Raw genomic sequence first — 26,145 nt, 5'->3', positions numbered from 1 at the left:
GCTTGACTACCGTTTCGCGCTGCAGGACGACGGCATCGCCGAACTCGTCATCGCCAACCATCCGGCCTGACCGAATCCGCACCACCTCGATCTTCAGTGGAGAGAAAAATGTCCGGTACAGATCGCGATCGTCTCGACGGTCGCAGGGCGCTGGTCACGGGCGGTTCGAAGGGCTCGGGCAAGGCCGTCGTGGAGAGACTGCGAGAGATGGGTGCCGACGTGTGGACCACGGCACGCACTATGCCCGGCGGCTACGAGCGCCCCGACCGATTCATCGAGGCGGACACTTCCACGGTGGGTGGTGCAGAGGTTGTGGTGTCCAAGATCTCTGAGGGAGGTGCGCTGGACATCCTGGTGCACGTTGTCGGAGGGTCGTCAACCCCACCTGGCGGGTTCGCGGCAGCGACTGAGGCGCACTGGCTGGCGGAACTCAACCTGAACTTCTTGGGAGCTGTCCGACTGGATCGAGCGCTGCTGCCGGCAATGGTGGAGGCCGGATCAGGAGCAGTTGTCCACGTCACGTCGATCCAGCGTCAGATGCCGCTGCACGACGCGACGTTGCCGTACGCGTCAGCGAAGGGTGCGTTGCGTACGTACAGCAAGGGTCTTGCGAACGAACTGGCGCCACGAGGAGTGCGAGTGAACGCCCTCAGCCCCGGGGGGATTCAGACCGGAGCGTATGAGGGCTTCATCGACCAGCTCGCCGAGGGCAACGGACTGACCCGCGAGGAGGCGAAGCAGAGCGTGATGGATTCCCTCGGAGGGGTTCCACTCGGAAGGTTCGCAACGACGGAAGAGGTTGCGGACCTGGTCGGCTTCCTTGTCTCGGACCGCGCCTCGGCCATCGTAGGAGCCGAGTACGTGATCGACGGCGGCACCGTCCCGACCGTCTGAGCCGGGCACCGGCTCCGAGTACCCACTCGCGAACAGCTCGATCCGACGGCGGAACCCCCTCCTTCGCGGAGAGGATTCTCCAGACGCCGCTCGGCAGTGCCGGGATGCGCGTCGACGACGCCGTCGTCGCGCTTCCGGCGGTCGTCCGGCCGTCGAGATCGCGCCGCGCCTCTCCAGATCGGTTGCGCGTCACCGGTTTGCGAACCCTCAGGCCGGCCCACCAGATGCCGGGCCGCATCGGCTACGTGACATGTAGCGATGCCCCCGTGACCTGAGCAGGCAGACACCCAGTTGACTACCGCAAGGAATACGCATGACGACGCACATCACGGACCGGTCATCCGCCCAACCGGTCGGACCGCCCCCGCCCTTCGACCCAGAGCTCGCTCCCGTGGTTGACATCCTGACCGGCCTGCGCTCCCCCGACGCCTACCGTTTGGACAACATCGCTGAGATGCGCAAGCCCGTCCCCGGGGTGGAGACCCCGACCGACGGGGTCCTCTCGCGCGGTGGCACCTACAGCGTGGAGGAGCGGGCGGTGCCAGGGCCGGAGGGGGAACCGGATATCTCGCTGCTGATCTGTCTCCCGAAGCACGCGACGACCCCGACCCCGACGGTTTACCACATCCACGGCGGCGGCATGATGGTCGGAGACAACCGGTTCGGCCTGGTCGAAATACTGAATCTGGCCGAGCCGATGGGCATGGCCGTGGTCTCGGTCGAGTACCGGCTCGCACCCGAGACTCCCCACCCGGGCCCCGTCGAGGATTGCTACGCGGGCCTGGTGTGGGTGTCGGATCACGCCCACGAGCTCAACATCGACCTTGAACGCATCGTCGTCGGCGGCGCGAGCGCCGGCGGTGGCCTCGCGGCAGGCGTCACCTTGATGGCACGCGACCGCAACGGCCCGGCAGTCCTGGCCCAGCTGCTCCTGTCGCCGATGCTTGATGACTGCAACGACTCGCCCTCTGCTCAGCAGATGCGCGGCGTCGGCATCTGGGACAGCTCCTCGAACGAGACCGGGTGGAACGCGCTCCTCGGCGAGGGCGTTCGCGGAGGACCGGACGTGTCCCCCTACGCTGCGCCTTCCCGAACGGCGGACCTCTCCGGCCTGCCGCCCACGTTCATCGACGTCGGGTCGGCCGAGACGTTCCGCGACGAGGACGTCGCCTACGCGAGCCGCATATGGCAGGCGGGCGGCCGCCTCGAGCTGCACGTCTGGCCCGGCGGGTTCCACGGGTTCGACGTCGTGGCCCCTCAGGCCGTGATTTCGCAGGACGCCATTGCCGCCCGAGTGGCATGGCTGCGCCGTCAGCTCTCGGTCTGACACGCAACCTCGGCCGGGTAATCGGTCCGGTTCCGGATCGGTGGGTCGGACGCGAAGTCGGCCCTCGGCTCGCTCGGGCGTTGTGCCGGCGTACGTAACAGGCGATCGCAGTGTTCCGCTCGATGTTGCTCCGGCGAGGCGTTCGAGGATGTCCTCTGCGGTCTTGGTCCAGATGTAGGGCCTGGGGTCGGTGTTCCAGGTGGCGATCCACTGGCGGATGTCGCCCTCCACGGCTGGGACGGACTTGTGGACGTCTCGCCGTATCTGCTTGTTCGCCAGCTCGGCGAACTACCGCTCGACCAGGTTCAGCCAGGACGAGCCGGTCGGGGTGAAGTGCAGGTGGAAGCGCGGGTGCGCCAGTAGCCAGGACTTGACGGCCGGGGTCTTGTGGGTGACGTAGTTGTCCAGGACCAGAGGATCCTGCAGGCTGCAGTTGTTCACCGCTCCCGGGGTCCGGCCGGTCGCGGTGGTGACGCAGGTCGCCGGGGAGGGGACGGGGCTGATGAACGCCGCGGAGCGGTACGCGGGCGCGGTGCGGAAGCGGTACTGCCCGGACCAGGAGGTACCGCCGCTGTGGGTGGAGCGGCAGCTGTGGCCCGAAGGGTCCGGGCAGGACAGCCGCCTGCAGCGGGTGGTGTTCGCCGGCGCCGGCGGTTACGGGCCGTACGGCCCGCGCTGGTCCGCTGTCACCCACGAGCAGCTTGAGTACCTGGTCGGGGCCGCGGTCGACACCGGCCGCGGCGACGGCTACGTGCCGCGCCCGGTCGAGGCCGAACCGCGCCTGGTGTTCGACGAGTTCGCGGTAACCCGCCTGGACTGGCCCCGCCCGTTTCCGGGAGCCGGCGTGCATGCCGGCCGCCCCACGACCAGAACAACGATCCCATCATCGGACAGTTACAAATATCCGCCGGACGGAACCTGATCGGCCCGCGGTGAGGCCGGTTGGCTCGGCGGGCCCGCCAGGAGATCCTCTTCCCAGGGAGGTTCCCAGCTCCCACAGCCGTCCGGAGAGGAGACATCAATGTCGCACCCTCAACAGCACCAGCGCCCTGGACAGCCGTTACCGATGCATTTCGGTCCGCAGGTCGTGCCGCCCCTGTCCGCCGGCGGCGTTCATGCGGTGGCGTGTGGCCTGGTGGGCGGGCGGCCCGTGGCGCTCACGTGTGCGTGGGATGGTTCCTCGCTCAGGGTGTGGGACATGGCGGACCATCAGGAGGTCGGCAACCCGATCACCGTGGAGGGTGATCACCCCTTCACCAGTGTTGTCCACGCGTTCTTGGAGGGGCGGTCTGTCGCGGTCGTGGCGGGAGGCGACGTACGAGTGTGGGACCTGGACGATCGCCGGATGATCCGTCACGTGGTCCTGCCCTTCTACCCGCCGGACAAGAACTTTGGTCACGGGCTCCGGGACGTGGCCTGTACCCATGTGGACGGCCGGTTGCTGGCCGTCACCGGCGGATACGACAAAACCGTCCGGATCGTTGACCTGCTCGCCGGCGAGCAGGTGGGGCGAACCCCTGACCGGCGATACATCCATGATCTGGGCCGTGGCCTGCGGAAGCCTCCGTGGAACCCCGATCGCTCTCACCGCGGGAGACGACACGACCGTGAGACTGTGGGACCTCCGGTATCGCCAGCCGATCGGACGCCCACTCACCGGTCACACCAAGGCCGTAAGCAGCGTGGCCTGGGGCCGGGTCGGCCGACGGTCCGTCGCCATCTCCAGCGACGGGGACACCGTGCTGCTGTGGGACCTTGAAGCGTCCCCGCCGACCGCCCGCCCTCTGGACGATCCCGGTGGAGACATCCGGGCGGTCGCGTTCACCACCGTCGGCGGGCGCCCGTTCGCAGTCACCGGCGGCAAGGACGTGCGGTGGTGGGACCCACGCACCGGCCATCCCGTCGGACCGCCGCTGTTCGACGGCCGCGACACCTTCATCTCATCGCTGGCCTGCGGTACCCTCCACGGCCGCCCGACCGTACTCGCTGCCATCTACTCGGACCACGTGCGGGTATGGGACCTGGACGAACACAACCGCATCGGACCCAACCCACCCGAACAATACGCCGACGAAACCCCGACGCACTGGACCGACCCGGCGACAGGCGACGTTTACGACCTGACCGAGCCCCTGTTCGATGACAACGGCGGCCTGTGGACGGTCCTCGACTACGACGGCATCGAGCCGATCGTCTGCGAATTCCCGCTCAACCCCCGGGTCACCTTCGGCATAGCCGATGCCCACCACGAGTTCGGACTGAGTTCCGTTGTCACCCCGGCCCGGCACCGACGGCCGTCCCGCTGACTCGGACGGGGTGTATGTGCCGTGGACGAAGGGGGACGTCCCGGATCAGGACCTGCCCGTTGCGATGGTGCGGCTCGCCGCCGCTGATCGTCCTGGCCGTGGTCGGCCCGCGCGGTGTCGTCGACGTGATCGCGGCCGTGCGCCGCATCATATGGCGCAAAATAGGAAACTCGACCGCGTCTACGCCCACGCCTTCCGGCCCCTGCCACAGGACCTAACCGCCCAGCCCCGCTCTCCGGCCCAACCCGACGGCGCGCAACCGGCCACTCGCGACCCGGCGCGGCCTGACCTCCAAGATCCACTTGGCCGGAGAGGGCGGATGCCGTCCGTAACCTGTGCGGGGCCGGCCGAGCCGGCGAACCACGGTAGCGCGGTGGGTCCGCACGAAGATCCGCCGGACGGAACCTAGTAGCTGTCGTAGCCGGGTTTGCCGTGGGGCCGGTAGACGGCGAGGACGGTGCCGCTCTTCGTCGTCGAGACGTTGACGGGCTCCAGCGCGGTGGGGATCGCTCCGTCGGCGAACAGGCGTTTGCCGGTGCCGATGATCACCGGGTGGACGGTCAGCCGGTACTCGTCGACGAGGTCGTGCCGCATGAGCGTCTGGGCGAGGTCGCCGCTGCCCACGACGTTGATGTCGCCGCCGTCGGACGCCTTGAGCCTGCGCACGGCCTCGGCGGTGTCGCCCTCCAGCAGCGTGGAGTTCCGCCACTCGACGGATGTCAGGGTCCGGGACGCCACGTATTTGTGCATGCTGTTCATCCGTTCGGTGAACGGGTTGCCGGGGTCGGCGGTCGGCCAGTACGACGCGAAGATCTCGTACGTCTTGCGGCCGAGCAGCATAGCGTCGGAGTGCTCGTACCAGCCGGCGATGGCCGTGCCCACCTCGTCGTCGGACACCGGCTTCTGCCAGCCGCCGTGCGCGAAGCCGCTCTCGGCGTCCTCGTCCGGACCTCCCGGGGCCTGCATGACGCCGTCCAGGGTTAGGAACGTGCAAACGATGATCTTGCGCATGGTGCGCTCCTTTCCTCGACCGGCAGACCGCTCGGCCGCCGGAAACTCATCGGCGCAGCGGCCAGGACTCGGCACTCGGGCCGTCAGTCACGGTCAAGAGATCGGCCATCGTCAGCGTTGACCGCGGCGGGGCTCTCTCGCCCGACACTCCCGGGCCGGCTCATGGGCCGGCCTGCGTCGACCTTGACGCTCATTTGACGCTCCGGGCGGGTACGAGGCCCTGCGCAGAGCTACGAAGAGGGTGCTGACCTGCGGGTTCTCCTGCCAGCGCTCCCTGTGACGTCATTCCTTCACCCACCAGATGGAGTGCGTGGCGATCCTGGTGCCGGCCGCCAAGGCTTCCTGAGATCGGGGGCTCGGGGTCCACGTACGGGCTTGTCGGGGAGGGCGCAGCGCTGTCGTGAACGGGTTTTCCGCCGGGCGCCCATGGCGGTCCCGGGAGCTGCCGAGGGGCCCTGTGCGACGTCCGAATCCCGCCAGCCCATGCCGTCGCCGGGCGGCAGAATCGATGGTGGGACACAGGACGAGGGAAGGACGACCGTGATGACCGCGACGGCCACGACGACCGTGTGGACGACGACGGACAGCCCGCTCGGCGAGCTGCTGCTGGTGGGCGAGGAGACCGGGGAGGGCTTCACACTGACCTCGCTGTCGATGCCCGGCCAGCGCAACGCCCCCGCGGTAGCGGCGAGCTGGCGGCGGAACGCGGCGCCCTTCGCCGAGGTGCTGCGCCAGCTGGAGGCGTACTTCGCGGGCGAACTCACCGCGTTCGACATCGCGTTCACCGAGGGCGGCAGCGAGTTCCAGCGCCGCGTCTGGCAGGCGCTGGAGCAGATCCCCTACGGCACCACGACGACGTACGGCGCGGTGGCCGCACAACTGGGGCTGCCGCGCGAGCGGGTGCAGGCACTGGGGGCAGCGATCGGCGCCAATCCCCTTCTGCTGGTGCGTCCCTGTCACCGCGTCATCGGCGCGGACGGCACGATGCGGGGATACGCCGGGGGAGTGGAGCGCAAGGTGCGGCTTCTGACGCACGAGGGGGCGCTGCAGCCGACGCTGCTGTGAACTCCGCTGGTACTTACGGGTGTTGAGGTGCCCGGAGTTGACGGCAGGCCCGGAGCGGGGTCGGTGGGCCACTCGCGGCAGGCTGTGGCGCGGGCTGTGCGGGGGCTGCGGTGCGGGGGACGTGGCGCGGATCGTGACGCCGGCCGTACGGCCGGTGCCGCGGGGCCGTCAGGAGGGTTCGGGGGCGGTGTCCGTGAGGGGGCCGGTCGTGGCCAGGGCGAGCAGCCCCGCCGGGTCCGGCTCGGCCTGGAGCATGCCGAGCAGCAGCAGCCACAGATCCCACAGCCGCTCCTCGATCAGCGCCCGGCCGTCGAGCGCGTCGGAGACGGTGTGCAGGCCGAAGAAGGCGTAGACCACCGCGAGCGCGGCCTTCTCCGGTGCGACCCCGGGGGCAAGCTCGCCGCCGGCCTCCGCTTCGCGCAGCAGCCCGGTCACCGTCTCGATCCAGGCGCCGAAGGGCCCGGGCACGGGGGCGGCGATCGCCTTGCGCTCCATCCACAGCCGTGAACCGGCCCGCACCACGACGTCGTCGCGGAAGGCGCGGGCCACCGCGAAGCTCAGGCTCACCAGTTTGTGCAGGGCCGGGACCTTCGCCGCCCGGACCCGGCCGATCAGCTCCGGCCAGGTGGCGAAGGTCGCCTCCACCACGGCGAGCGCGAGTTTCTCCTTGTTGGCGAAGTGGAAGTAGATCGCCCCGCTCGTACGGCCGGACCGGGCGCTGATGTCGCTGATACTCGTTCCCGCGTATCCGCGTTCCTCGAACAACTGCGCGGCGGCCTCCACCAGAAACCTACGCGTGACCTCGGCCCGTTCCTGCACGTCCACTCCGCATTCCGCTTGTCGCCGACGGGTAGCAATGTAGCGCTTGGGCGATACGTGTTCGTCACGTGGCCGAAGCAATCGGGATGCGGTTCCGCCGGGCGGGGGTTTCTCTGGTCATATGACGAATGTGGCCGGGGAGGCGCCCGCCCCGGACGGCGACTCGGGCGTGAGCTGGTCGCGTACGGTGCCGCGCGAGCTGGTGCACCGCACCTCGGTGGCCGAGGTGCTGCTGACCGACGTGCGGCCGGGGCCGCCCGGGCGCTTCCTGGCGGCGGCCTGCTGGCCCCGCTCGCACAGCACCTTCCCCGTGGACGGCACCGGGCTGCACAGCCCGCTGCTGGTCGTGGAGACGTTGCGCCAGCTCGGCATCTACCTGCCGCTGCGCTGGTACGGCGTCCCGACCAACTCCCACATGCTCATCGACGACCTGCGCTTCGCGCTGCTGCCCGGGTGCGAGCCGCAGGCCGGGCACGGCGGCACCGAGGTGCTGTGCACGGTGGAGGCGGCCGACCCCAGGCGCCGCTCCGACGGGAGCCTGGCCACGCTGCGGCTCGACGTCGCCTACGGCGCGGCCGGCCGGATCTTCGCCCGGGCCCGCGGCGGCGCCCGCTTCCTGTCCGACGAGCGGTACGCCGCCGTGCGCGGCCGCCGGCTGGGCGCGGGCAGCTTCGTCGCCGCTCCCGCCGAGCGGCCCGACCTGGGGGTGCTGGGCGCCTCCCGTCCGGCAGATGTGCTGGTGGCCTTCCGCGACGGCGCGCTGGCCATAGAACCCGCGGACCCCCGGCACCCGTTCTACTTCGACCATGTGAGCGACCACGTGCCCGGCATGGTGCTGCTGGAGGCGGCCCGCCAGGCGGCGGCGCAGGCGAGCGGCGGCACGCTGCTGCGGCCGGTCTCGGGGCGGATGGCCGCGAGCCGCTTCACCGAGTACGACCCGCCGGCCCGCGTGGAGGCCGTGCCGCACCACCGGACCTGCGTTTTCCGGGTCCGGCAGGGCGGCGTGCCGACCGCCTACGGCGTCTTCGGGTACGGCCCCGCCGGCGAGGCTCCGTAACGACACGCCGGATGACATACCGAAATTGCTTGACTACGGCGTGCATTCATCCATAACGTAATGATCGTTATGTTCCCGGCGGCGCCGGAAGCGCCGCAATTCCGCGGTGCCCTGGGGCCGCGTCCGCCGGGAGCCCGCCGCCGCATGGATTCCCACGGCATTCCCGGTGTCTTCCGCGGTATGACGCGGCATTCCCCAGGCGGGCGGGTCCTCCACGCCGCCGAGGAATACGGCCGGCCTCCTGCCCCGTGCTCTCCGGCATTCCCGAACGGAAACCGACCGTGAACCAGCCATCGCTTTCTCCCCTCCTTTCCTGGACCCCCGAGGCCGTCGTCTTCGACTGCGACGGCACGCTCATGGACACCGAGCGGCACTGGCAGGAGGCCCGCCAGACCGCCCTGCGCGAGTTCGGCCTGCGGGCCGCGCCGGGCTTCGCCGAGCGGGCCAAGGGCCTGCACTACACCGAGTGCGGCCAGATGATGGCCGACGAGAACGACTGCCCCGACCTGGCCGGCGAGCTGACCACCGCGCTGCTCGACCACTTCCGGGTCCTGGTCGCGGCCAACCCCCGCACCATGCCGGGGGCGCCCGAACTGGTCGCCAACGCGGCGAAATTCGCCCCGCTCGCCGTCGCCAGCAACTGCCCGGCCGACGTGGTGGAGACCTGCCTGTCCAACGCCGGGCTGCTGCCGTACTTCGACCACATCGTGGTCCCCGACAGCGCGGTGCGCCCCAAGCCCGCGCCCGACGTCTACCTCACCGCCGCCCGGCTGTGCGGCGCCGCGCCCGAGGCGAGCCTGGCCGTGGAGGACTCCAGGACCGGGATCCGCGCGGCCGTCCGGGCCGGGCTGCGGGTGATGGGCGTGGGGCCCTGGCCCGGCGAGGAGGCCGCCGTCGGCGTCGACCTCTGGGTGGCCCGGCTGGACGACCCGTACGTCTTCGAGTGGACCGGCCGCCGCGTCGCCCAGGCCGTGGCGCACTGACCAGGCGGCGGCGCCCGCGGGCGCGACCACCGGCCTGCCTCCCCGGCTCCGCGCCCCAGGCTGCCGCCGCTTGGGGGAACTTTTTGCCTCCCCCGGAAACATGCCTCCCGCCGGCACGGTTGGCACAGGCATGGCTACTCTCGGACTCATCGGCAGTGGAAACATCGGCGGCACCATCGCTCGTCTGGCGGTGGACGCCGGCATCGATGTGGTGCTCAGCAACTCCCGCGGGCCGGAGACGCTCTCCGGCCTCGTGGCCGAGCTGGGGCCGCGGGCCCGCGCGGCCACGCCCGAGGAGGCGGCCGCCGCCGGCGACTGGGTCGTGGTGACGATCCCCTACCACGCCCGGACCTCGGTGCCGCGCGAACCGCTCGTCGGCAAGACCGTCATCGACACCGGCAACTACTACCCGGACCGCGACGGCACCGTTCCGGAGCTGGAGTCGGGCGAGGCGGTGGAGAGCGAACTGCTCCAGCGGCACCTGCCGGGCGCGCACGTCGTCAAGGCGTTCAACAACATCTTCTACAAGGACCTCGCCGCCCTCCCGCGGCCGGTCGGCGCCCCCGACCGCACGGCCCTGCCCATCGCGGGCGACGACGAGGACGCCAAGAAGCAGGCCGCCGACCTGCTCTCCCGGCTCGGCTACGACGTCGTCGACGTCGGCCCCCTCGCCGAGAGCTGGCGCTTCCAGCCGGGCACCCCCGTCTACGGCCGCCCCTACACCGAGACCAAGGACGACCAGTTCGCCACCCAGCCCCCCGCGAGCGCCTCGATCGCCGAGGTCAGCGCGGCCCTGGTCGCCGCCAAGCGCTGACCCGCGCGCCCTCCCGGCCCCTGCTCACCCGGTCACCCCGGCGCCCGACCCACAGCCCCCCGCGGCCTGCTGGCCGGGCCCGGGAGTGTCGAAGGCGGGGCCGAGCCCGGGGTGAGCTGCCGCCCGGGGCGGCAAACCGGCACCGGGCGGGTTGCCGGGGCGCCATCTGACATCGGGGGGCAGCCGCGGTTGCCGGGCCCGTGGATGCCCCACATGCGGGCGCGGAGGCGCGGGCCTCGGCTATCGCGCCCTCGCGCACGGCCGGCGGCGCCGCTTCCGCGCGGTCCCGTCGCTGCCGTGCCCTTCGCGGCGGCCGCCAGCCGCTGCTCAGCGGGCCCGTGGTTGCCGCTCTCTGCGTGCCGGGCTGGCAGCCGCGGCGGTCAGTGCACCCCTGCGGTTGCGGCGATCTTCGTGGGTGGCCGACAGTCGCGGCGCTCAGCGGGCTCCCGTGGCTGCCGCAGCATCCGTGCCTGGTTGGCAGCTGCAGGGCTCAGCGCGCCCTGCGGTTGTGGCACTCTGCGCGGGTGGCCGACAGCCGCATGGTTCAGCGTGGCCCCGTGGTTGCCGCGCCCTCCGTGGGCGGTCAACAGGCGCGGTGCTCAGCGCGCCCCCGTGACTGCCGCACTGTCCGTGGGCGGTGGCAGGCAGCGTACGGCGCGGCCCGAACCTTCCAGCGCGCACCGCCCGTACCGGTAGGGCAGCAGCACGCTCTCGCCTGCCGTCATCACCGTGCGCCCGCCTGCCTCGTCCACGAGCGCCAACTCGCCGTCCACGCACACCAGCACCGAGAACGCCGCCGCCAGCAGCGCCCCGGCCGACACCGACTCCGCCCGGAAGAACGGATCGGCCCGCTCGGGCAGCAGCCTGGCCACACCCGGAGCCAGCGGCAGCGGCGCCGGCAGCCGCAACTCGGCCAGCCGCTCCGGTGTCCAGCCACTGCGGTCCACAGCCGCGAGCGCCATGTCCGGGCCGAGACCCAGGTGCCACTCGCCGCCCTCGCCGAGGTCGAGTCCCGCGTGCTCCAGCATCAGCGACCAGTCGGTGGGCTCCTGCAACTCCACCGCGAACACACCCGCGCCCACCGCGTGCGGCACCCCGGCCGGCACCAGAATCGCGTCCCCCGCCTGCACCGGGACCCGGTTCAGTGCCGCCAGCATCGCCACGCTGTCCTGCGCCTGCGACAGCGCCGCCAGCGCCTCGGCGGAGACCTCCTCGCGGAAGCCCAGGTGCACCGCGCCGTCCGCTGGGGCGTCCAGCACCACCCACGCCTCGGTCTTGCCGTGCGCGCAGCCCAGGTGGATCCGCGCGAACTCCTGGTCGGGGTGGTAGTGGACGGCCAGCCGCTCGTCGGGGTCGAGCAGCTTCACCAGCAGTTCGGTGCTGGTGCCGAAGGCCGCCACGTGGTCGGGCCCGAGGAAGCCCTCCGGGTCGGCCGCGACCGCCTCGGCCAGCAGCCTGCCGTCGGCGAGCCGGCTCGGCCCCAGCCCCTCGGGAGCGCCGAGGGCCTGCGTGGTCGACCCGACCCAGTCCTCCCCGTCGTACGGGCCGGTCGCGATCCTGCGGAACGGGCCGAGCCGGGACCCGCCCCGGTAGAACCGCGGCACGAAGTTGGCCGGCAGCCGCAGGGGAGCGGAGGCTGCCCCACCGGGCTGCTCGCCGGACATGGCCTGGGACATGGGAAACACTTCCTCGGGGCGGCAGTTGCGCGGTACTTCAGGCGTACCTCGACGCTGACGTGGTGATCTTCCCACGGCGGCGACGTTCGGTCCGGCACCTGCGGTGTCGTTCCCCGGCGGTGTCATTCCTCGCACATGGCCAGCAGCCGGGTGACCGTGTTCCAGTTCCGGGCCGTCGCCGTCATGCCGAGCCAGCGGTCGGTGAACCGGGCGGCCAGCTTGGAGTTGCGGATGGAGTCCGGGAAGTGGGCGTAGATCTCCCGCTCACCGGGCCGGAACTCGTCCGGGGCGTACGCGGCCGGGTCCAGGGTCGCCAGCTTGTCGAGGGGCGCGGGCCCCGACAGGAAGACGACCAGGAACCGCGAGCCGTCGACACCCTCCATCGGGAAGGGGTTGGCGGTCACCACCCGCCGCAGGTCCTGCCCCGTCCGGACCAGGCAGGTGATGGTCAGCCCCAACTCGTCGGCGATGCGCTGCTCCAGTTCGGCGCCCAGGCGCCGGGTGTCCTCCTCTCGATGGCTGAAGACGGCGTTGCCGCTCTGCAGGTGCGTGCGTACCGCGGTGCCGCCCATCGCGGTGAGCAGTCCGCGCAGTGTCGCCATGGGGACCTTGGCCCGGCCCCCGACGTTGATGCCGCGCAGCAGCGCGACGTGGACGGTGGATGTGTCGGCGTTCGTCACCTCCGTAAAACTAGCGGTGGACATCGTGGTCGGCGCGTTCGGCGGTCGCGCGGCACGCGGGGAGTGCCGTACGGCCGTGGGGACGCGGGGTGTTGGAGTGCGGTCGGGCGCCGGGTGATTCGGGCACGCACGGTTCCGATCCGCTGACCGTTTGCTTTCCGGATTCCATGCGGGTTAAGCCGAATGTCCCTCGATCGGATGACGAAAAGCGCGATGGAACGGTTCGGCGGGTTTCCCGGTGGCTACGTTCCCGCCCATGAGCAGCAGCCAGCCCCGGCCGATCGTCACCGAACTCCGCCTTTCCGCCTTCAAGTCGCATCGAGGCGCCAATTTCGCACTCGATCCGATCACTCTCCTCACCGGAGCGAGCGGAACCGGGAAGTCGAGCGTCCTCGAAGCGCTCGCGGTCCTGGGCCGGCTCGCGGCGGGCGCGGAGCTGCCGGAGGTCTTCGGCGCGGGCGGCGCCAAGTCGGTGGTGCGCGGCGGCGCGGCCGCGTGCATCCCGCAGGGGGCGCAGCCCGACGGGGAGGGCCGCCGCGGCTTCCGGATCGGCTGCACGGCGACCGGTCCGCTCGGCCCGCTCCGCCTCGACCTGGCCGTACAGGTCGAGCCGTCGCTGCGGATCGTCGGCGAGCGGCTCACCGGTGTGGGCGAGACCTTGCTGACCACCGCCCTGCGGGACCCCACCCGCCGTACGGTGCAGGCGGCTTGGCACACCGCGGGCGTGGTGGCCGTCACCCGCGCCCCGCTGCCGGACAGCCGGCTCGCCACGTCGCTGCTGCCGCTGCGCGTCGCCGGCCGAACTGAGGGCCAGCGCCTGGTGCTGGCCGCCGCCGAGCAGATGGTGGTCGCGCTGCGCGGGGTGTTCCCGATCGCCCCCCGGCCCGAGACGATGCGGGCGCCGGTCCGGCTCGGTGACGGGCGGCTGCGCAGCGCCTGCGACAACCTCTCGGCGGTGCTGGCCAGGACCGAGGGGGAGTGCGGCATCCGGCACGGCATGCTGGTCAAAGCGGTGCGGGACGTCTGCAGCGGTCCCGTCGAGCGGCTGACCACGGTCCCGGCGGCGCGCGTCGCGGGCAGCCGCGGCGGGCCGACGGTCGACGGTGTGATCGCCGCCGTCGACCGTGGCGATCTCGGCATGGTCCCTATCGACCGGCTCGGCGACGGCGAACTGCGCTTCCTGGCCCTCGCGCTGGTCCTGCTCACCGGGCCGGGCGTGCTCGATGTCGACACCAGCACCGAGTTGCTGCCGGCCGGACAGGTGCTGACCGTCGTCGCCGACGGGCTCGACCTCGGCGTGGACCGCCGCCAGGCGCGGGAGTTGCTGCGGCTGGCGGGGCTCGCGGCTTCCCGCGGCCACATCCGGCTGCTGGCGACCGTCCAGGACCCGTCGTGCGCGGACGATCTGGAGGGGGTGTCGCTGACGGTCGTGGGGGCGGAGGAGGCGGCGGCTGCGAAGGAGCCCGGGGGAGCGGGCGAGGACGGGGCGGCGAGCGAGGCCGCGATGGCGCCGGCGGGAGAGACGGCTTCGGCGGACGCGGAAGAGAGCGGTGGCCGCGCTGGGGCGGGCGGCAGCGCGGGAGCAGAGGGCACCGCTGCCGGCGCGGATCGCGCGGGCGGGAAGGCTCCGATCGACGAAGCCGTGGCGGCGACCGGAGCGGGTGCCGACGCGGCGGCTGGTTCGGGTGTCGGTGCCAAGGTCGGTGCCGAGGTCAGTGCGGAGGCGGGCGCGGGTCCCGTCGCCGCTGCGGGTCCGAACGCGGGCTCGGACCCGGGGTCTTCGGCCGTTCCGGCCGCGGGTCCGTCCGCAGGCCCTGGCGAGGAGCGCCGGATCGATGCCGCACGCTGGGAGGATGAGGTAGACCAGAGCGGGTGACCGAACGACAGGATCTCGCCGCGCTCCAGCAGCGCCTGGTGGACTTCGCCGCCGCCCGGCGCTGGCAGCCCTTCCACACGCCCAAGAACCTCGCGGCCGCGCTCAGCGTGGAGGCGTCCGAACTCCTGGAGATCTTCCAGTGGTTGACGCCGGAGCAGTCCGCCGCGGTGATGGACGAGGCCGACAGCGCGCACCGCGTGCGGGACGAGGTCGCCGATGTCCTCGCCTACCTGCTGCAGTTCTGCGACACCCTCGGCATCGACGTGCTCGACGCGCTCGCAGCCAAGATCGACCGCAACGAGCTGCGCTTCCCCCGGCCGGATAGCTCGGCCGGATGACGGAGTTATCCACAATCGAGCAGTTGTCCACAGATATCGAATTTTCTGTCGTCCGACCCCTTGTGTTCTGTCACGCTGTGTGACATCGGGCAGCGGTACGGAGCCGCCGCCCACACAACGGGAGGTACGGACGATGGACGCGGCACGGCTGGTGGCGCAGGCAGAGCGGGCGATGGGTTCCGACCTGCGTCCGGAAGAGATCGTCGCCGAGGCATGGCAGGCGTACGAGTTGACGGAAGCGGTCGTGCGGCTGCTCGACGAACGGGCGACGCGCGTCGCGGGGTCGGGTCCGCCGGGACATCCGGAGGACGGTTACCCGGACGAGGCGCGCCGCTCGGGGGCGGGTCCTGGGACCGTGCCTTCGGCCGCGGGCGGGCGACGTGCCGCCCGGCTGACGACGGTGCGCGATCCCGACGGCACCCTGCGGGCCCTGCGGGTCCTCCTCGGCGAGATCGGGCTCGCCGTGGTCGACCTCATCGGGTCCGCCGCCGACGAGCAGGCGTACTGGAGCTGCGTCGAGGCGATGGACGCCGTGGACGAGGCGAAGGACCGGCTGCGGGAGCTGGCGCGGGTGGACGCGGGATGAAAGGCGGCTGGTGCAGGATGGAGGAATGGATCTACGCATCTTCACCGAGCCCCAGCAAGGGGCGAGCTACGACACGCTGCTGGCCGTCGCCAAGGCCACCGAGGACCTCGGGTTCGACGCCTTCTTCCGCTCCGACCACTACCTGGTCATGGGGGACGGCGACGGGCTGCCCGGACCCACGGACGCGTGGATCACCCTGGCCGGCCTCGCGCGGGAGACCAGCCGTATCAGGCTCGGCACCCTGATGACCGCGGGCACCTTCCGCCTGCCGGGCGTCCTGGCCATCCAGGTGGCACAGGTCGACCGGATGTCGGGCGGGCGCGTCGAGTTCGGGCTCGGCGCGGGGTGGTACGAGGCGGAGCACACCGCGTACGGCATCCCGTTCCCGAAGGAGAAGTTCGACCGGCTCGAGGAGCAGCTGGCCGTCATCACCGGCCTGTGGAACACCCCAATCGGCGAGACCTTCGACTTCGACGGGACGTACTACCAGCTGAAGGACTCTCCCGCGCTGCCCAAGCCGGCGCAGTCCCCGGTGCCGGTGCTCGTGGGTGGGATGGGTGCCAAGCGCACCCCGGAGCTGGCGGCGCGCTACGCGGCGGAGTTCAACGTGCCCTTCGCCTCGGTGGAGGACACCGGCCGCCAGATCGAGCGGGTGCGGGCAGCGGCGAAGGCCGCCGGCCGGACCGACGAACTGGTCTACTCCAACGCGCTGGTCGTCGCCGTGGGCAAGGACGACGCCGAGGTCGCCCGCCGGGCCGCGGCGATCGGCCGGGACGTCGAGGAGCTGAAGGCCAACGGGCTCGCGGGCTCGCCGGCCGAGGTCGTCGACAAGATCGGGCGGTATGCCGAGCAGGGTTCCACCCGCTTCTACCTCCAGGTGCTGGACCTCAGCGACCTGGAGCACCTGGAGCTGATCGCCGCGCAGGTCAAGCCGCAGGTGGGGTGAGAGTCCGATGACGCTGCCGGGGCCGGCGGGGGCCGCGGGCGGAGCCGAAGCCGCCACGGGGCGGGGCGAACCTGTCCCGGCGGAGGGTTCGTTCGGCTCGCACGGCCCGGGGGACTCCGGTGCCCACGGCGGTTCCGGCCGCACGAACATCCGGGCCGGCGCGAGTGGTCCGGGTGCCTCGGGCTGCCTCGGCGGCTCGGATGACTCGGCAGGTCCGGGTGGTCCGCAGGGCGCGGGCAGTGCGGACGGCTCGGGCGGCGCGGAGGGTGCGGGCCGTGCGTACGGGTTCCGTGGGCTTCGGCAGCGGCTCGGGGCCGGGGAGGTCGTGGTGCTGGACGGCGGGTTGTCGAACCAGCTCGCAGACCAGGGATGCGACCTCGCCGACCCGCTGTGGACGGCTCGTCTCCTCGCGGAGGAGCCCGAGCAGATCCGCGCGGCGCACACTGCGTACCTCCGGGCGGGCGCCCAGGTGCTGACGACGGCCAGCTACCAGGCGACGTTCGAGGGGTTCGCACGGCGCGGAGTGGGCCGGGCGGAGGCGGCGGGGCTGTTGCGGCGGAGTGTGGAGCTGGCCCGGGAGGCCGCGGATGCTTGGTCAGCTCCTCGTGCGGATTCGGCTCAGTCCCGGTCTCCGGCTCCGAGCCCGGCTTCGGCTCGGGGTGTGGACCCGGGCGGTGGCCGGCCCGAGGTGTGGGTGGCCGCCTCGGTGGGGCCGTACGGGGCGATGCTCGCGGACGGCAGCGAGTACCGGGGGCGGTACGGGCTGAGCGTGCGGGAGTTGGCTCGGTTTCACCGCCTGCGGATCGAGGCGCTGGCGGAAGCAGGGCCGGATGTGCTGGCACTGGAGACGGTGCCGGATGTGGACGAGGCCGAGGCGATGCTGGCGGCGGCCGAGGGCACGGGACTTCCGGTGTGGCTGTCGTACACGATCGAGGGGCGGCGGACCCGCGCGGGGCAGCCGTTGGAGGACGCCTTCGCCCTGGCCGCGGGGCGGGACGAGGTGGTGGCCGTCGGCGTGAACTGCTGCGCCCCGGGCGATGCGGCAGAAGCGGTACGGCTGGCGAAGGAGGTGAGTGGCAAGGCGGTGGTGGCCTATCCGAACAGCGGGGAGCGGTGGGATGCGCAGGCGGGGCGGTGGGCGGGCGACGCTGCCTTCGATCCGGAGTCGGTCGCCGACTGGCGGGAGTCCGGTGCTCGGCTGGTCGGCGGGTGCTGCCGGGTGGGGCCCGCGGGGATCGCCGGGATCGCAGCCGCGCTGCGGAAGAACGCCTGAGGGCGAGCCGGCGCGAACTCGCAACCACGGGACCGTTCACACTGGGTGCTGGGTGCTGGGTGCTGGGTGCTGGGTGCTGGGTGCTGGCTGCTGGCTGCTGGCTGCTGGCTGCTGGGTGCGATGGGGTGCGCGGTTCGGGACTGGGCGTACCGGGGTGCCGTTCTGGGAGCTGGCACCGCTGCCGGAGTGGGGTGGGCGAGGTACGGGGATAAACCGGTGTCGGTCGGCAGGGGCGGAGCTGGATACTCGGCGACGTGTTCCTGACGATCACCACCACCGGCAGCACCGAAGTCCCGGCCACCGACCTGGGGTTCCTGCTGCACAAGCATCCTGGCAAGGCGCAGCCGTTCTCGACCGCCTACGGCGAGGCGCACGTGTTCTACCCCGAGGCGACGGCCGAGCGGACCACGGCCGCGCTGCTGCTGGAGGTCGATCCGCCCGCGCTGGTGCGGCGCGGGAAGGGCAAGGGGCGCGGCGGGGCGCCCGATGCGGCGCTGGCGCAGTTCGTCAACGACCGGCCGTACGCGGCTTCGTCGCTGCTGGCGGTGGCGTTGCGGACGGTGTTCTCGACGGCGATGCGCGGTGAGTGCCGCTCGCACCCCGAGCGGGCGGCGGCGCCGATGCCGTTGCGGATCGAGGTGCCCGTGCTGCCCGCGCGGGGCGGAGCGGAACTGGTGCGCCGGTTGTTCGAGCCGCTGGGCTGGCGGGTCGAGGCGAGCGCGGTGGCGCTGGACGAGCGGTTCCCCGAGTGGGGGCAGTCGCGGTACGTGGGCCTGGTGCTTGAGGGCGAGGTGCGGCTCGCCGAGGCACTGCGGCACCTGTACGTGCTGCTGCCGGTGCTGGACGACGCCAAGCACTACTGGGTGTCGGCGGACGAGGTGGACAAGTTGCTGCGGTTCGGTGAGGGGTGGCTGGCCCTGCACCCGGAGCAGAAGCTGATCACCACCCGCTACCTGTCGCGGCGCTGGTCGCTGACCCGGGAGGCGATGGAGCGGCTGGAGCTGGCGCGGCTGGCCGATGCCGACGACATCGGGGTGGAGCAGATCGACAACGCGGTGGAGGAGGAGGTACCGGAGGAGGTGGCCGAGCGGCCGGCGCCTCTGGCCGTGCAGCGCAGGGAGGCGATCCTGGCCGAGCTGCGGGCGGCGGGCGTGGCTCGGGTGCTCGACCTGGGGTGCGGCCAGGGACAGTTGGTGGCGGCGATGCTGAAGGAGGTGCGGTTCACCGAGATCCTCGGGGTGGACGTGTCGATGCGGGCGCTGGACATCGCCGCGCGCCGGCTGCGGCTGGACCGGATGGGCGAGCGGCAGGCCGGGCGGGTGGGCCTGGTGCAGGGCTCGCTGGCTTACACCGACAGCCGGCTCAAGGGGTACGACGCGGCGGTGCTCAGCGAGGTCATCGAGCACCTGGACCTTCCGCGGCTGCCGGCACTGGAGTACGCGGTGTTCGGCTCGGCGCGGCCGGGGACGGTGGTCGTGACGACGCCGAACGCGGAGTACAACGTGCGCTGGGAGTCGCTGCCCGCGGGGCACGTTCGGCACGCGGACCACCGTTTCGAGTGGGCGCGGGCGCAGTTCGCCGAGTGGGCCCGGGCGGTGGCGGACAGGCACGGATACGCCGTGCGGTTCGCCCCCGTGGGTCCGGACGACCCCGAGGTGGGGCCGCCCACCCAGATGGCGGTCTTCACCCGTACCGCCGACGGCGGCCGGGCCCGCGCCCAGAGCGAGCCCAACGCCGCAGCCGAGCCTGGAAGTTCGGGCCGACCCGACAGCCCGGGCACCCTGGGTGCTCAGGACAGTACGTACACGACAGAGACCAGTGGCAAGGAGGCCGTCGCATGACCGAGCACCGCAGGGACCCGAGCGCCGAGCGCGCCCAGGGCACCGCCGACGTGCCCGCGCCCGCCACCGAGCCCACGGCCGCGTCTGCGCCCGCACCCGAGCCCACGGCCGCGTCTGCGCCCGCACCCGAGCCCACGGCCGCGTCTGCGCCCGCACCCGAGCCCGCGACCACGCCTGCCGCCGAGTCCGTGCAAGCACCCGCGCCCGCCCCGGTGCCCGCCGCTGCGACGGAGCCTGGGCTCGCCACCGTGGCCCCGTCTGCCGCCGAGCCCGGGGCCGTACCCGCGTCTGCATCCGAGCCCGTGCTCGCACCTGGGATCGATGCCGCCACGATGCCGGCGCCCGCCGCTGGGACCGAGGTCGGGCGCGCCACCGCACCTGCCGCCGAGTCCCCGTCCGAGCCCGTGACCACGCCTGCCACCGAGCCAGCCACCGCGTCTGCGCCCGCACCCGAAGCCGTGACCGCGTCTGCATCCGCGCCCGCCACCGCGTCTGCACCCGCGCCCGCGCACGCACTCGGCACCACCGCCGTAGCGCGGGAGCTGGCTGTTACGGATCTTTCGCTGGTGGTGCTGATCGGGGCGACGGGGTCGGGCAAGTCGACGTTCGCCGCGCGGCACTTCAAGCCGACGGAGGTCATCTCGTCGGACTTCTGCCGGGGGCTGGTCAGTGACGACGAGAACGACCAGAGCGCCACCCGGGACGCCTTCGACGTGCTGCACTACATCGCCGGCAAGCGGCTGGCGGCCGGGCGGCGGACGGTGATCGACGCCACGAGCGTGCAGAAGGAGGCCCGCCGCCAGTTGGTCGACCTGGCGCGCGAGCATGACGTGCTGCCGATCGCCATCGTGCTCGACGTCCCGGAGCAGGTCTGCCTGGAGCGCAACGCGGCCCGCCCCGACCGGGCCGGCATGCCGCCGCACGTGGTGCAGCGGCACCAGCGCGAGCTGCGGCGTTCACTGCGCGGCCTGGAACGCGAGGGGTTCCGCAAGGTACACGTGCTGCGCGGCACCGCGGAGGTTGACGCCGCCACGGTCGTCACCGAGCGCCGGTACAACGACCTGACGCACCTGACAGGGCCGTTCGACATCATCGGCGACGTCCACGGGTGCAGCGCGGAGCTGGAGGCGCTGCTCGCCAAGCTCGGGTACGAGGACGGCGTGCACCCGGCCGGCCGTACCGCGGTGTTCCTCGGCGACCTGGTCGACCGCGGCCCCGACAGCCCCGGCGTGCTGCGCCGGGTGATGGGCATGGTCGCGGCCGGCACCGCGCTGTGCGTGCCGGGCAACCACGAGAACAAGCTCGCCCGCCATCTCAAGGGCCGCAAGGTGCAGATGACACACGGCCTGGCGGAGACCGTCGAGCAGCTGGCGCGCGAGGACGAGCGGGACCCGCGGTTCCGCCAGCAGGTCGCGGACTTCATCGGCGGCCTGGTCAGCCACTACGTGCTGGACGGCGGCCGGCTCGTGGTGTGCCACGCCGGGCTGCCCGAGAAGTACCACGGCCGCACCTCCGGCCGGGTCCGCTCGCACGCGCTCTACGGCGAGACCACCGGCGAGACCGACGAGTTCGGGCTGCCCGTGCGCTACCCGTGGGCCGATGACTACCGCGGCAGCGCCGCCGTGGTCTACGGCCACACCCCCGTACCCACCGCCTCGTGGATCAACAACACCCTGTGCCTGGACACCGGCGCCGTCTTCGGCGGCCGGATGACCGCGCTGCGCTGGCCCGAGCGGGAGATCGTGGACGTCCCCGCCGAGCGGGTCTGGTACGAGCCGGTCAAGCCGCTGACGACGCAGGTGCCCGGCGGCACCGACGGCCGCCCGCTGGACCTGGCCGACGTCGCGGGCCGCCGCTCCGTGGAGACCACGCGGATGGGCCGGCTCACCGTACGCGAGGAGAACGCGGCCGCGGCACTGGAGGTGATGTCCCGCTTCGCGGTGGACCCGCGGCTGCTCGCCTACCTGCCGCCGACCATGTCGCCGTGCGCCACCTCCCGCCAGGAGGGGTACCTGGAGCACCCGGCCGAGGCGTTCGCCGCGTACCGGGAGGACGGCGTCGCGCAGGTCGTGTGCGAGGAGAAGCACATGGGTTCGCGCGCGGTCGCCCTGGTCTGCCGCGACGAGGACGCGGCCCGGGAGCGCTTCGGCGCCTCGGCCGGCGTCACCGGGACGCTGCACACCCGCACCGGGCGCCCCTTCTTCGACGACCCCGCCACCACCGAGCAGGTGCTCGCCCGGATACGCGACGCCGTCACCGCCGCCGGGCTGTGGGCGGAGCTGGACACCGACTGGCTGCTGCTCGACGCCGAACTGCTGCCCTGGTCGCTGAAGGCGTCCGGCCTGCTGCGCACCCAGTACGCGGCGGTGGGCGCGGCGGCCGGCGCCGCGTTCCCGCCCGCGCTGGCGGCACTGGAGGCGGCGGCCGCCCGCGGCACCGAGGTCTCCGGCCTGCTCGCCAGGCAGCGCGAACGGGCCGCGGACGCAAGCGCGTTCACCGACGCCTACCGGCGCTACTGCTGGAGCACCGACGGGCTGGAGGGGGTCTGCCTCGCACCCTTCCAGCTGCTCGCCGTCCAGGGCCGCAGCCTCGCCGCCCTCCCGCACGACGAGCAGCTCGCCCTCATCGACCGCATGGTCGGCGCGGACGGCAGCGGGCTGCTCCAGGGCACCCGCCGGCTCATGGTCGACACCGGCGACGAGGAGTCGGTGGCCGCCGGCATCCGCTGGTGGCTGGAGCTGACCGCCTCCGGGGGAGAGGGCATGGTGGTCAAGCCGCTGGGCGCGATCGTCCGCACCGGGAGCGGCCGGCTGGTACAGCCGGGCGTGAAGTGCCGCGGCCGGGAGTACCTGCGGATCATCTACGGTCCCGAGTACACCCGCCCCGAGCACCTGGAGCGGCTGCGGCACCGGGCGCTGACCCACAAGCGCTCGCTCGCCCTGCGCGAGTACGCCCTCGGCTTGGAAGCGCTGGACCGGCTGGCCGCCGGCGAGCCGCTCTGGCGCGTCCACGAGGCCGTCTTCGCGGTCCTCGCCCTGGAGTCGGAGCCGGTCGACCCCCGTCTGTGAGCCCGCGCGGGCCCCACACCCCGCCGCCCCGCCGCCGCTTCGCCCCCGTGCGTGGCGGCGGCGGGAAAACGGGGAAGGTCTGCTCCATGGGATTCCACGTCGACTCCGAGGCCGGGCGGCTGCGCAGCGTCATCCTGCACCGCCCCGACCTCGAACTGAAGCGCCTGACCCCCACGAACAAGGACGCCCTCCTCTTCGACGACCTGCTCTGGGTGCGCCGCGCCCGCGCCGAGCACGACGGGTTCGCCGACGTCCTGCGCGACCGCGGTGTCGAGGTGCACCTCTTCGGCGACCTGTTGCGCGAGTCCCTGGAACTGCCCGCCGCCCGGAACCTGGTGCTCGACCGCGTCTTCGACGAGAAGCAGTACGGCCCGCTGGCCACCGACCCGCTGCGCGAGGCGTTCGAGGGCATGCCCGCCGCCGACCTGGCCGAGGCACTCGTCGGCGGCATGACCAAGCGCGAGTTCCTGGCCCGCTTCGCCGAGCCGGTCTCCGTCCTCTTCCACGCCATGGACCTGGACGACTTCCTGCTCAACCCGCTGCCCAACCACCTGTTCACCCGCGACACCTCCGCCTGGGTCTACGACGGGGTGAGCATCAACGCGATGCGTTGGCCCGCCCGGCAGCGCGAGACCGTGCACTTCGAGGCGATCTACCGGCACCACCCGCTCTTCGCCGGCGGCGGCTTCCACGTGTGGTCCGAGGGCCAGAGCGCCTATCCGTCCACGATCGAGGGCGGCGACGTGCTGGTGCTCGGCCGCGGCGCCGTGCTCATCGGCATGAGCGAGCGCACCACCCCGCAGGCCGTGGAGATGCTGGCCCGGCGGATGTTCACCACCGGCTCGGCCCGCACCATCGTCGCCCTCGACATGCCCAAGGGCCGCGCCTTCATGCACCTGGACACGGTGATGACGATGGTCGACGGCGACACCTTCACCCAGTACGCGGGCCTGGGCATGCTGCGCTCGTACACGATCGAGCCCGGTGGCGAGGCGGGCGAGCTGAAGGTCACCGACCACCCGCCCGAGCACATGCACCGGGCCATCGCCGCCGCGCTCGGCCTGGACACCGTCACCGTGCTCACCGCCACCCAGGACGTGCACGCCGCCGAGCGCGAGCAGTGGGACGACGGGTGCAACGTGCTCGCGGTCGAGCCCGGCATGGTGCTGGCCTACGAGCGCAACGCCACCACCAACACCTACCTGCGCAAGCGCGGCATCGAGGTGATCGAGATCCCCGGCAGCGAGCTGGGCCGCGGCCGCGGCGGACCGCGCTGCATGAGCTGCCCGATCGAGCGGGACCCCGTCTGAGAGGGGCTGTATAAGAATGCTATTCATCGTATAGAGTTCCACCGTTCCGCCCGCCCGACCTAGGAGCCCCCGCATGCCCGTCGACCTCAAGGGCCGGCACTTCCTCAAGGAGCTGGACTTCACGCCCGAGGAGTTCCGCCACCTCGTGGAGTTCGCCGCGGAGCTGAAGTCGGCCAAGAAGGCGGGCACCGAGCAGCAGCGGCTGCGCGGCCGGAACATCGCCCTGGTCTTCGAGAAGACCTCCACGCGTACCCGCTCCGCCTTCGAGGTCGCCGCCGCCGACCAGGGCGCCTCCACCACCTACCTCGACCCCTCCGGCTCGCAGATCGGCCACAAGGAGTCGATCAAGGACACCGCCCGCGTGCTCGGCCGGATGTTCGACGGCATCCAGTACCGCGGCCACGGCCAGGCCGTCGTGGAGGAGCTGGCCGCCTACGCGGGCGTGCCCGTCTGGAACGGTCTCACCGACGAGTGGCACCCCACGCAGATGCTCGCCGACGTGCTCACCATGACCGAGCACAACCCCAAGCCGCTCGCCGAGATCTCCTACGCCTACCTCGGCGACGCCCGCTACAACATGGGCAACTCCCTGCTCGTCACCGGCGCCCTGCTCGGCATGGACGTGCGGATCGCCGCCCCTCGCGCGATGTGGCCGCACACCGACGTCGTCGGGCAGGCCCGCGAGCTGGCGGCCCGCACCGGCGCGCGGATCACCCTCACCGAGGACGTCGAGGAAGGGGTGCGCGGCGCCGACCACGTGCACACCGACGTGTGGGTCTCCATGGGCGAGCCCAAGGAGGTGTGGGACGAGCGGATCACCCTGCTCAAGCCGTACGCCGTCACCGCCGAGGTGATGCGCGCCACCGGCAACCCGCAGGCCACCTTCCTGCACTGCCTGCCCGCCTTCCACGACCTCGGCACCGCCGTCGGCCGGGAGATCCACGCCCGCCACGGGCTGGACCACCTGGAGGTCTCCGACGAGGTCTTCGAGTCCGAGCGCTCGGTCGTCTTCGACCAGGCCGAGAACCGGATGCACACGATCAAGGCGGTCCTGGTCAGCACGCTGGCCTGAGCGGCAGGGGCACCGCGGCGCCGAGCCGAAAGCCGCAGGACACCGCGGCGCCGGGCCTCTGGCGCCGCCGCCGGACCCGGAGGCCCGCACCGCACCCGACATCTCCGCCCAGCGGGCCTCACCCCGGACAGCCACCCTGGACAGCCACCTCGGACAGGGCGTCGCCCGGACAGTCACCCCGGGCAGGGCCTCAACCGGGCAGCCACCCCGGGCAGCCACCCCGGGCAGTCACCCCCGACGGGGCCTCACCCCAGGAAAGCCCGCAGCAGCGCCGCCGTCGCTTCCAGGTGCTCCCGCGTCGCCCGCCGCGCCCCCTCCGGATCACCCGCCAGGATCGCCTGCGCCATCGCCCGGTGCTGGGCCGCGGAGTGCTCGATGTTGCGGTCGAGCACCGGGATCGCGTTGAGCAGGTCGTTCAGCCGCATCCGGGCCTCGGCCACCCCCGCCACCAGCGTCGGCGACCCCGTCAGCTCCGCCACGGCCAGGTGGAAGCGCGAGTCGAGTTGCCGGTACTCGCCCGGGGTCGCCGCCTCCAGGTCCGCGAGCCGCCCGCTCAGGTGCGCCCGCCCGGCCTCGTCGAGCACACGCCCCGCGGCAACCTCTGCCGCGCCCGTCTCCAGCACCATCCGGTGCACCAGCGCGTCTTCCAGCCCCGCGCCCAGGTCCCGCGCGGCCCGCCGCAGCCGGCCCACCCCCGGCTGCGGCTCCCGGTAGGTGACGAACGTGCCGCCGTAGCGGCCGCGGCGCGACTCCACGTAACCCTCGCGCTGGAGCGAGCGCACGGCCTCGCGCAGCGTGTCGCGGCTGACGCCGAGCCGCGCGGACAGGTCCCGCTCGGCCGGCAGCCGCTCGCCGTGCGCGTAGATGCCGAGCTTGACCGCCTGCAGGATGCGCTCGACGGTCTCCTCGAACGCGTTGCCCCCGCGGACCGGCCGGAACACCGCGTCGGCCGGCCGCCGCACGCGCGACTCACCGGTGGCCACGGCGGAATCGTACCCACGCCGCTCCGCCCGCGGTCTTGACGGCCCCACTCGCCCGGCGCCACCATGCTGGGCAGTCCAATGGACGAGTAGTCGTCCATTGCGCACCCGCGCCCCAGGCCGTGCCCCGACCCCCAGGGGAGCCCATGACGACCGCAGACCGCAGCCCCGGCCCGGACCCCGCCGGCCCCACCCGCCATGTCCCGCTGCCCGGCACTCCCGA

General features: G+C 72.4%; 22 protein-coding genes and 2 pseudogenes. 18 read left to right on the top strand and 6 right to left on the bottom strand.

The features are described from left to right. Nucleotides 1-108 precede the first annotated feature (108 nt). Both BLR33_RS23290 and BLR33_RS23285 read left to right on the top strand, forming a co-directional pair. A complete protein-coding gene (locus BLR33_RS23290) occupies nt 109-894 on the top strand; it encodes an SDR family oxidoreductase (RefSeq protein ID WP_093786497.1) in 786 nt (261 codons plus the stop codon). A 313-nt stretch (nt 895-1,207) separates the two neighbouring features. Continuing rightward, entirely contained in the window at nt 1,208-2,221 is a 1,014-nt protein-coding gene (locus tag BLR33_RS23285; RefSeq protein WP_093786496.1) for an alpha/beta hydrolase, read from the top strand. A 291-nt stretch (nt 2,222-2,512) separates the two neighbouring features. On the opposite strand, the pseudogene BLR33_RS36255 reads toward BLR33_RS23285, so the two are convergent. After that, nucleotides 2,513-2,647, bottom strand: a pseudogene (locus tag BLR33_RS36255) (transposase); the annotation flags it as partial. 7 nt (nt 2,648-2,654) lie between these two features. On the opposite strand from BLR33_RS36255, the gene BLR33_RS23275 reads away from it, so the two are divergent. The 3 genes and pseudogenes from BLR33_RS23275 to BLR33_RS37175 all read left to right on the top strand — a co-directional run. Continuing rightward, the gene (locus BLR33_RS23275) at nt 2,655-3,143 is read left to right on the top strand and encodes a hypothetical protein (protein ID WP_093786495.1); all 489 of its coding nucleotides are present in this window, start codon (nt 2,655-2,657) and stop codon (nt 3,141-3,143) included. A gap of 685 nt (nt 3,144-3,828) precedes the next feature. Next, a complete protein-coding gene (locus tag BLR33_RS36250; protein WP_245771606.1) occupies nt 3,829-4,527 on the top strand; it encodes a WD40 repeat domain-containing protein in 699 nt (232 codons plus the stop codon). A gap of 218 nt (nt 4,528-4,745) precedes the next feature. Then, nucleotides 4,746-4,856, top strand: a pseudogene (locus BLR33_RS37175) (IS5/IS1182 family transposase); the annotation flags it as partial. A 76-nt stretch (nt 4,857-4,932) separates the two neighbouring features. Here the strand turns inward: BLR33_RS37175 and BLR33_RS23260 are convergent. Beyond that, nucleotides 4,933-5,538 (bottom strand): dihydrofolate reductase family protein, encoded by a 606-nt coding sequence (locus tag BLR33_RS23260; protein ID WP_093786493.1) that lies wholly within the window; start codon nt 5,536-5,538, stop codon nt 4,933-4,935. Nucleotides 5,539-6,081: 543 nt separating this feature from the next. Here BLR33_RS23260 and BLR33_RS23255 point away from each other — a divergent pair. After that, complete coding sequence (locus BLR33_RS23255; RefSeq protein ID WP_093786492.1) at nt 6,082-6,603, top strand: methylated-DNA--[protein]-cysteine S-methyltransferase; 522 nt, start codon at nt 6,082-6,084, stop codon at nt 6,601-6,603. 168 nt (nt 6,604-6,771) lie between these two features. Here the strand turns inward: BLR33_RS23255 and BLR33_RS23250 are convergent, their stop codons facing one another. Beyond that, a complete protein-coding gene (locus tag BLR33_RS23250) occupies nt 6,772-7,428 on the bottom strand; it encodes a ScbR family autoregulator-binding transcription factor (protein ID WP_093786491.1) in 657 nt (218 codons plus the stop codon). 115 nt (nt 7,429-7,543) lie between these two features. Between BLR33_RS23250 and BLR33_RS23245 the strand changes: the two genes are divergently transcribed. The 3 genes from BLR33_RS23245 (at nt 7,544) to BLR33_RS23235 (ending at nt 10,276) form a co-directional block, all read left to right on the top strand. Continuing rightward, nucleotides 7,544-8,479 carry a ScbA/BarX family gamma-butyrolactone biosynthesis protein gene (locus BLR33_RS23245; RefSeq protein WP_093786490.1) on the top strand — a complete coding sequence of 312 codons (936 nt, stop codon included), beginning with the start codon at nt 7,544-7,546 and terminating at the stop codon, nt 8,477-8,479. Nucleotides 8,480-8,760: 281 nt separating this feature from the next. Then, nucleotides 8,761-9,462, top strand: a complete 702-nt coding sequence (locus tag BLR33_RS23240) for an HAD family hydrolase (protein WP_245771605.1) — start codon at nt 8,761-8,763, stop codon at nt 9,460-9,462. Nucleotides 9,463-9,592: 130 nt separating this feature from the next. After that, entirely contained in the window at nt 9,593-10,276 is a 684-nt protein-coding gene (locus tag BLR33_RS23235; protein WP_093786489.1) for an NADPH-dependent F420 reductase, read from the top strand. Nucleotides 10,277-10,875: 599 nt separating this feature from the next. Here the strand turns inward: BLR33_RS23235 and BLR33_RS23230 are convergent. Then, nucleotides 10,876-11,952, bottom strand: coding sequence for a class I mannose-6-phosphate isomerase (locus BLR33_RS23230; RefSeq protein WP_218136683.1), 1,077 nt, complete (start codon nt 11,950-11,952; stop codon nt 10,876-10,878). A gap of 122 nt (nt 11,953-12,074) precedes the next feature. Continuing rightward, nucleotides 12,075-12,632 (bottom strand): DUF1697 domain-containing protein, encoded by a 558-nt coding sequence (locus BLR33_RS23225; RefSeq protein ID WP_245771604.1) that lies wholly within the window; start codon nt 12,630-12,632, stop codon nt 12,075-12,077. A gap of 256 nt (nt 12,633-12,888) precedes the next feature. Between BLR33_RS23225 and BLR33_RS23220 the strand changes: the two genes are divergently transcribed. The 9 genes from BLR33_RS23220 to argF all read left to right on the top strand — a co-directional run bounded on the left by BLR33_RS23220 (nt 12,889) and on the right by argF (nt 24,942). Then, complete coding sequence (locus BLR33_RS23220) at nt 12,889-14,508, top strand: AAA family ATPase (RefSeq protein ID WP_407639713.1); 1,620 nt, start codon at nt 12,889-12,891, stop codon at nt 14,506-14,508. Continuing rightward, nucleotides 14,505-14,846, top strand: a complete 342-nt coding sequence (locus tag BLR33_RS23215; RefSeq protein ID WP_093786487.1) for a nucleotide pyrophosphohydrolase — start codon at nt 14,505-14,507, stop codon at nt 14,844-14,846. The genes BLR33_RS23220 and BLR33_RS23215 overlap by 4 nt, the downstream gene beginning before the upstream one ends. A gap of 133 nt (nt 14,847-14,979) precedes the next feature. Continuing rightward, nucleotides 14,980-15,432: a DUF6099 family protein gene (locus tag BLR33_RS23210; RefSeq protein WP_093786486.1), complete on the top strand. Its 453-nt coding sequence runs from the start codon at nt 14,980-14,982 to the stop codon at nt 15,430-15,432. Nucleotides 15,433-15,457: 25 nt separating this feature from the next. Then, a complete protein-coding gene (locus BLR33_RS23205) occupies nt 15,458-16,378 on the top strand; it encodes an LLM class F420-dependent oxidoreductase (RefSeq protein ID WP_093786485.1) in 921 nt (306 codons plus the stop codon). 325 nt (nt 16,379-16,703) lie between these two features. Continuing rightward, entirely contained in the window at nt 16,704-17,651 is a 948-nt protein-coding gene (gene mmuM, locus BLR33_RS23200; RefSeq protein ID WP_245771603.1) for a homocysteine S-methyltransferase, read from the top strand. Between the two features lie 254 nt (nt 17,652-17,905). After that, complete coding sequence (locus BLR33_RS23190; protein WP_093786483.1) at nt 17,906-19,492, top strand: 3' terminal RNA ribose 2'-O-methyltransferase Hen1; 1,587 nt, start codon at nt 17,906-17,908, stop codon at nt 19,490-19,492. Continuing rightward, complete coding sequence (locus BLR33_RS23185; protein WP_245771602.1) at nt 19,489-22,560, top strand: polynucleotide kinase-phosphatase; 3,072 nt, start codon at nt 19,489-19,491, stop codon at nt 22,558-22,560. Before BLR33_RS23190 ends, BLR33_RS23185 begins: the two co-directional genes overlap by 4 nt. 86 nt (nt 22,561-22,646) lie before the next feature. Then, a complete protein-coding gene (locus tag BLR33_RS23180) occupies nt 22,647-23,870 on the top strand; it encodes an arginine deiminase (RefSeq protein WP_093786482.1) in 1,224 nt (407 codons plus the stop codon). Nucleotides 23,871-23,943: 73 nt separating this feature from the next. Further along, nucleotides 23,944-24,942 (top strand): ornithine carbamoyltransferase, encoded by a 999-nt coding sequence (argF, locus tag BLR33_RS23175; RefSeq protein ID WP_093786481.1) that lies wholly within the window; start codon nt 23,944-23,946, stop codon nt 24,940-24,942. Nucleotides 24,943-25,187: 245 nt separating this feature from the next. On the opposite strand, the gene BLR33_RS23170 is transcribed toward argF, so the two are convergent. Beyond that, nucleotides 25,188-25,925, bottom strand: a complete 738-nt coding sequence (locus tag BLR33_RS23170; protein WP_218136682.1) for a FadR/GntR family transcriptional regulator — start codon at nt 25,923-25,925, stop codon at nt 25,188-25,190. Between the last annotated feature and the right edge of the window lie 220 nt (nt 25,926-26,145).

Origin of the sequence: Actinacidiphila guanduensis, assembly GCF_900103985.1 — a bacterium.
Lineage (GTDB): Bacteria > Actinomycetota > Actinomycetes > Streptomycetales > Streptomycetaceae > Actinacidiphila > Actinacidiphila guanduensis.
Note: the sequence above shows the minus strand (reverse complement) of the source record. Positions and strands in the feature narration are given on the sequence as shown.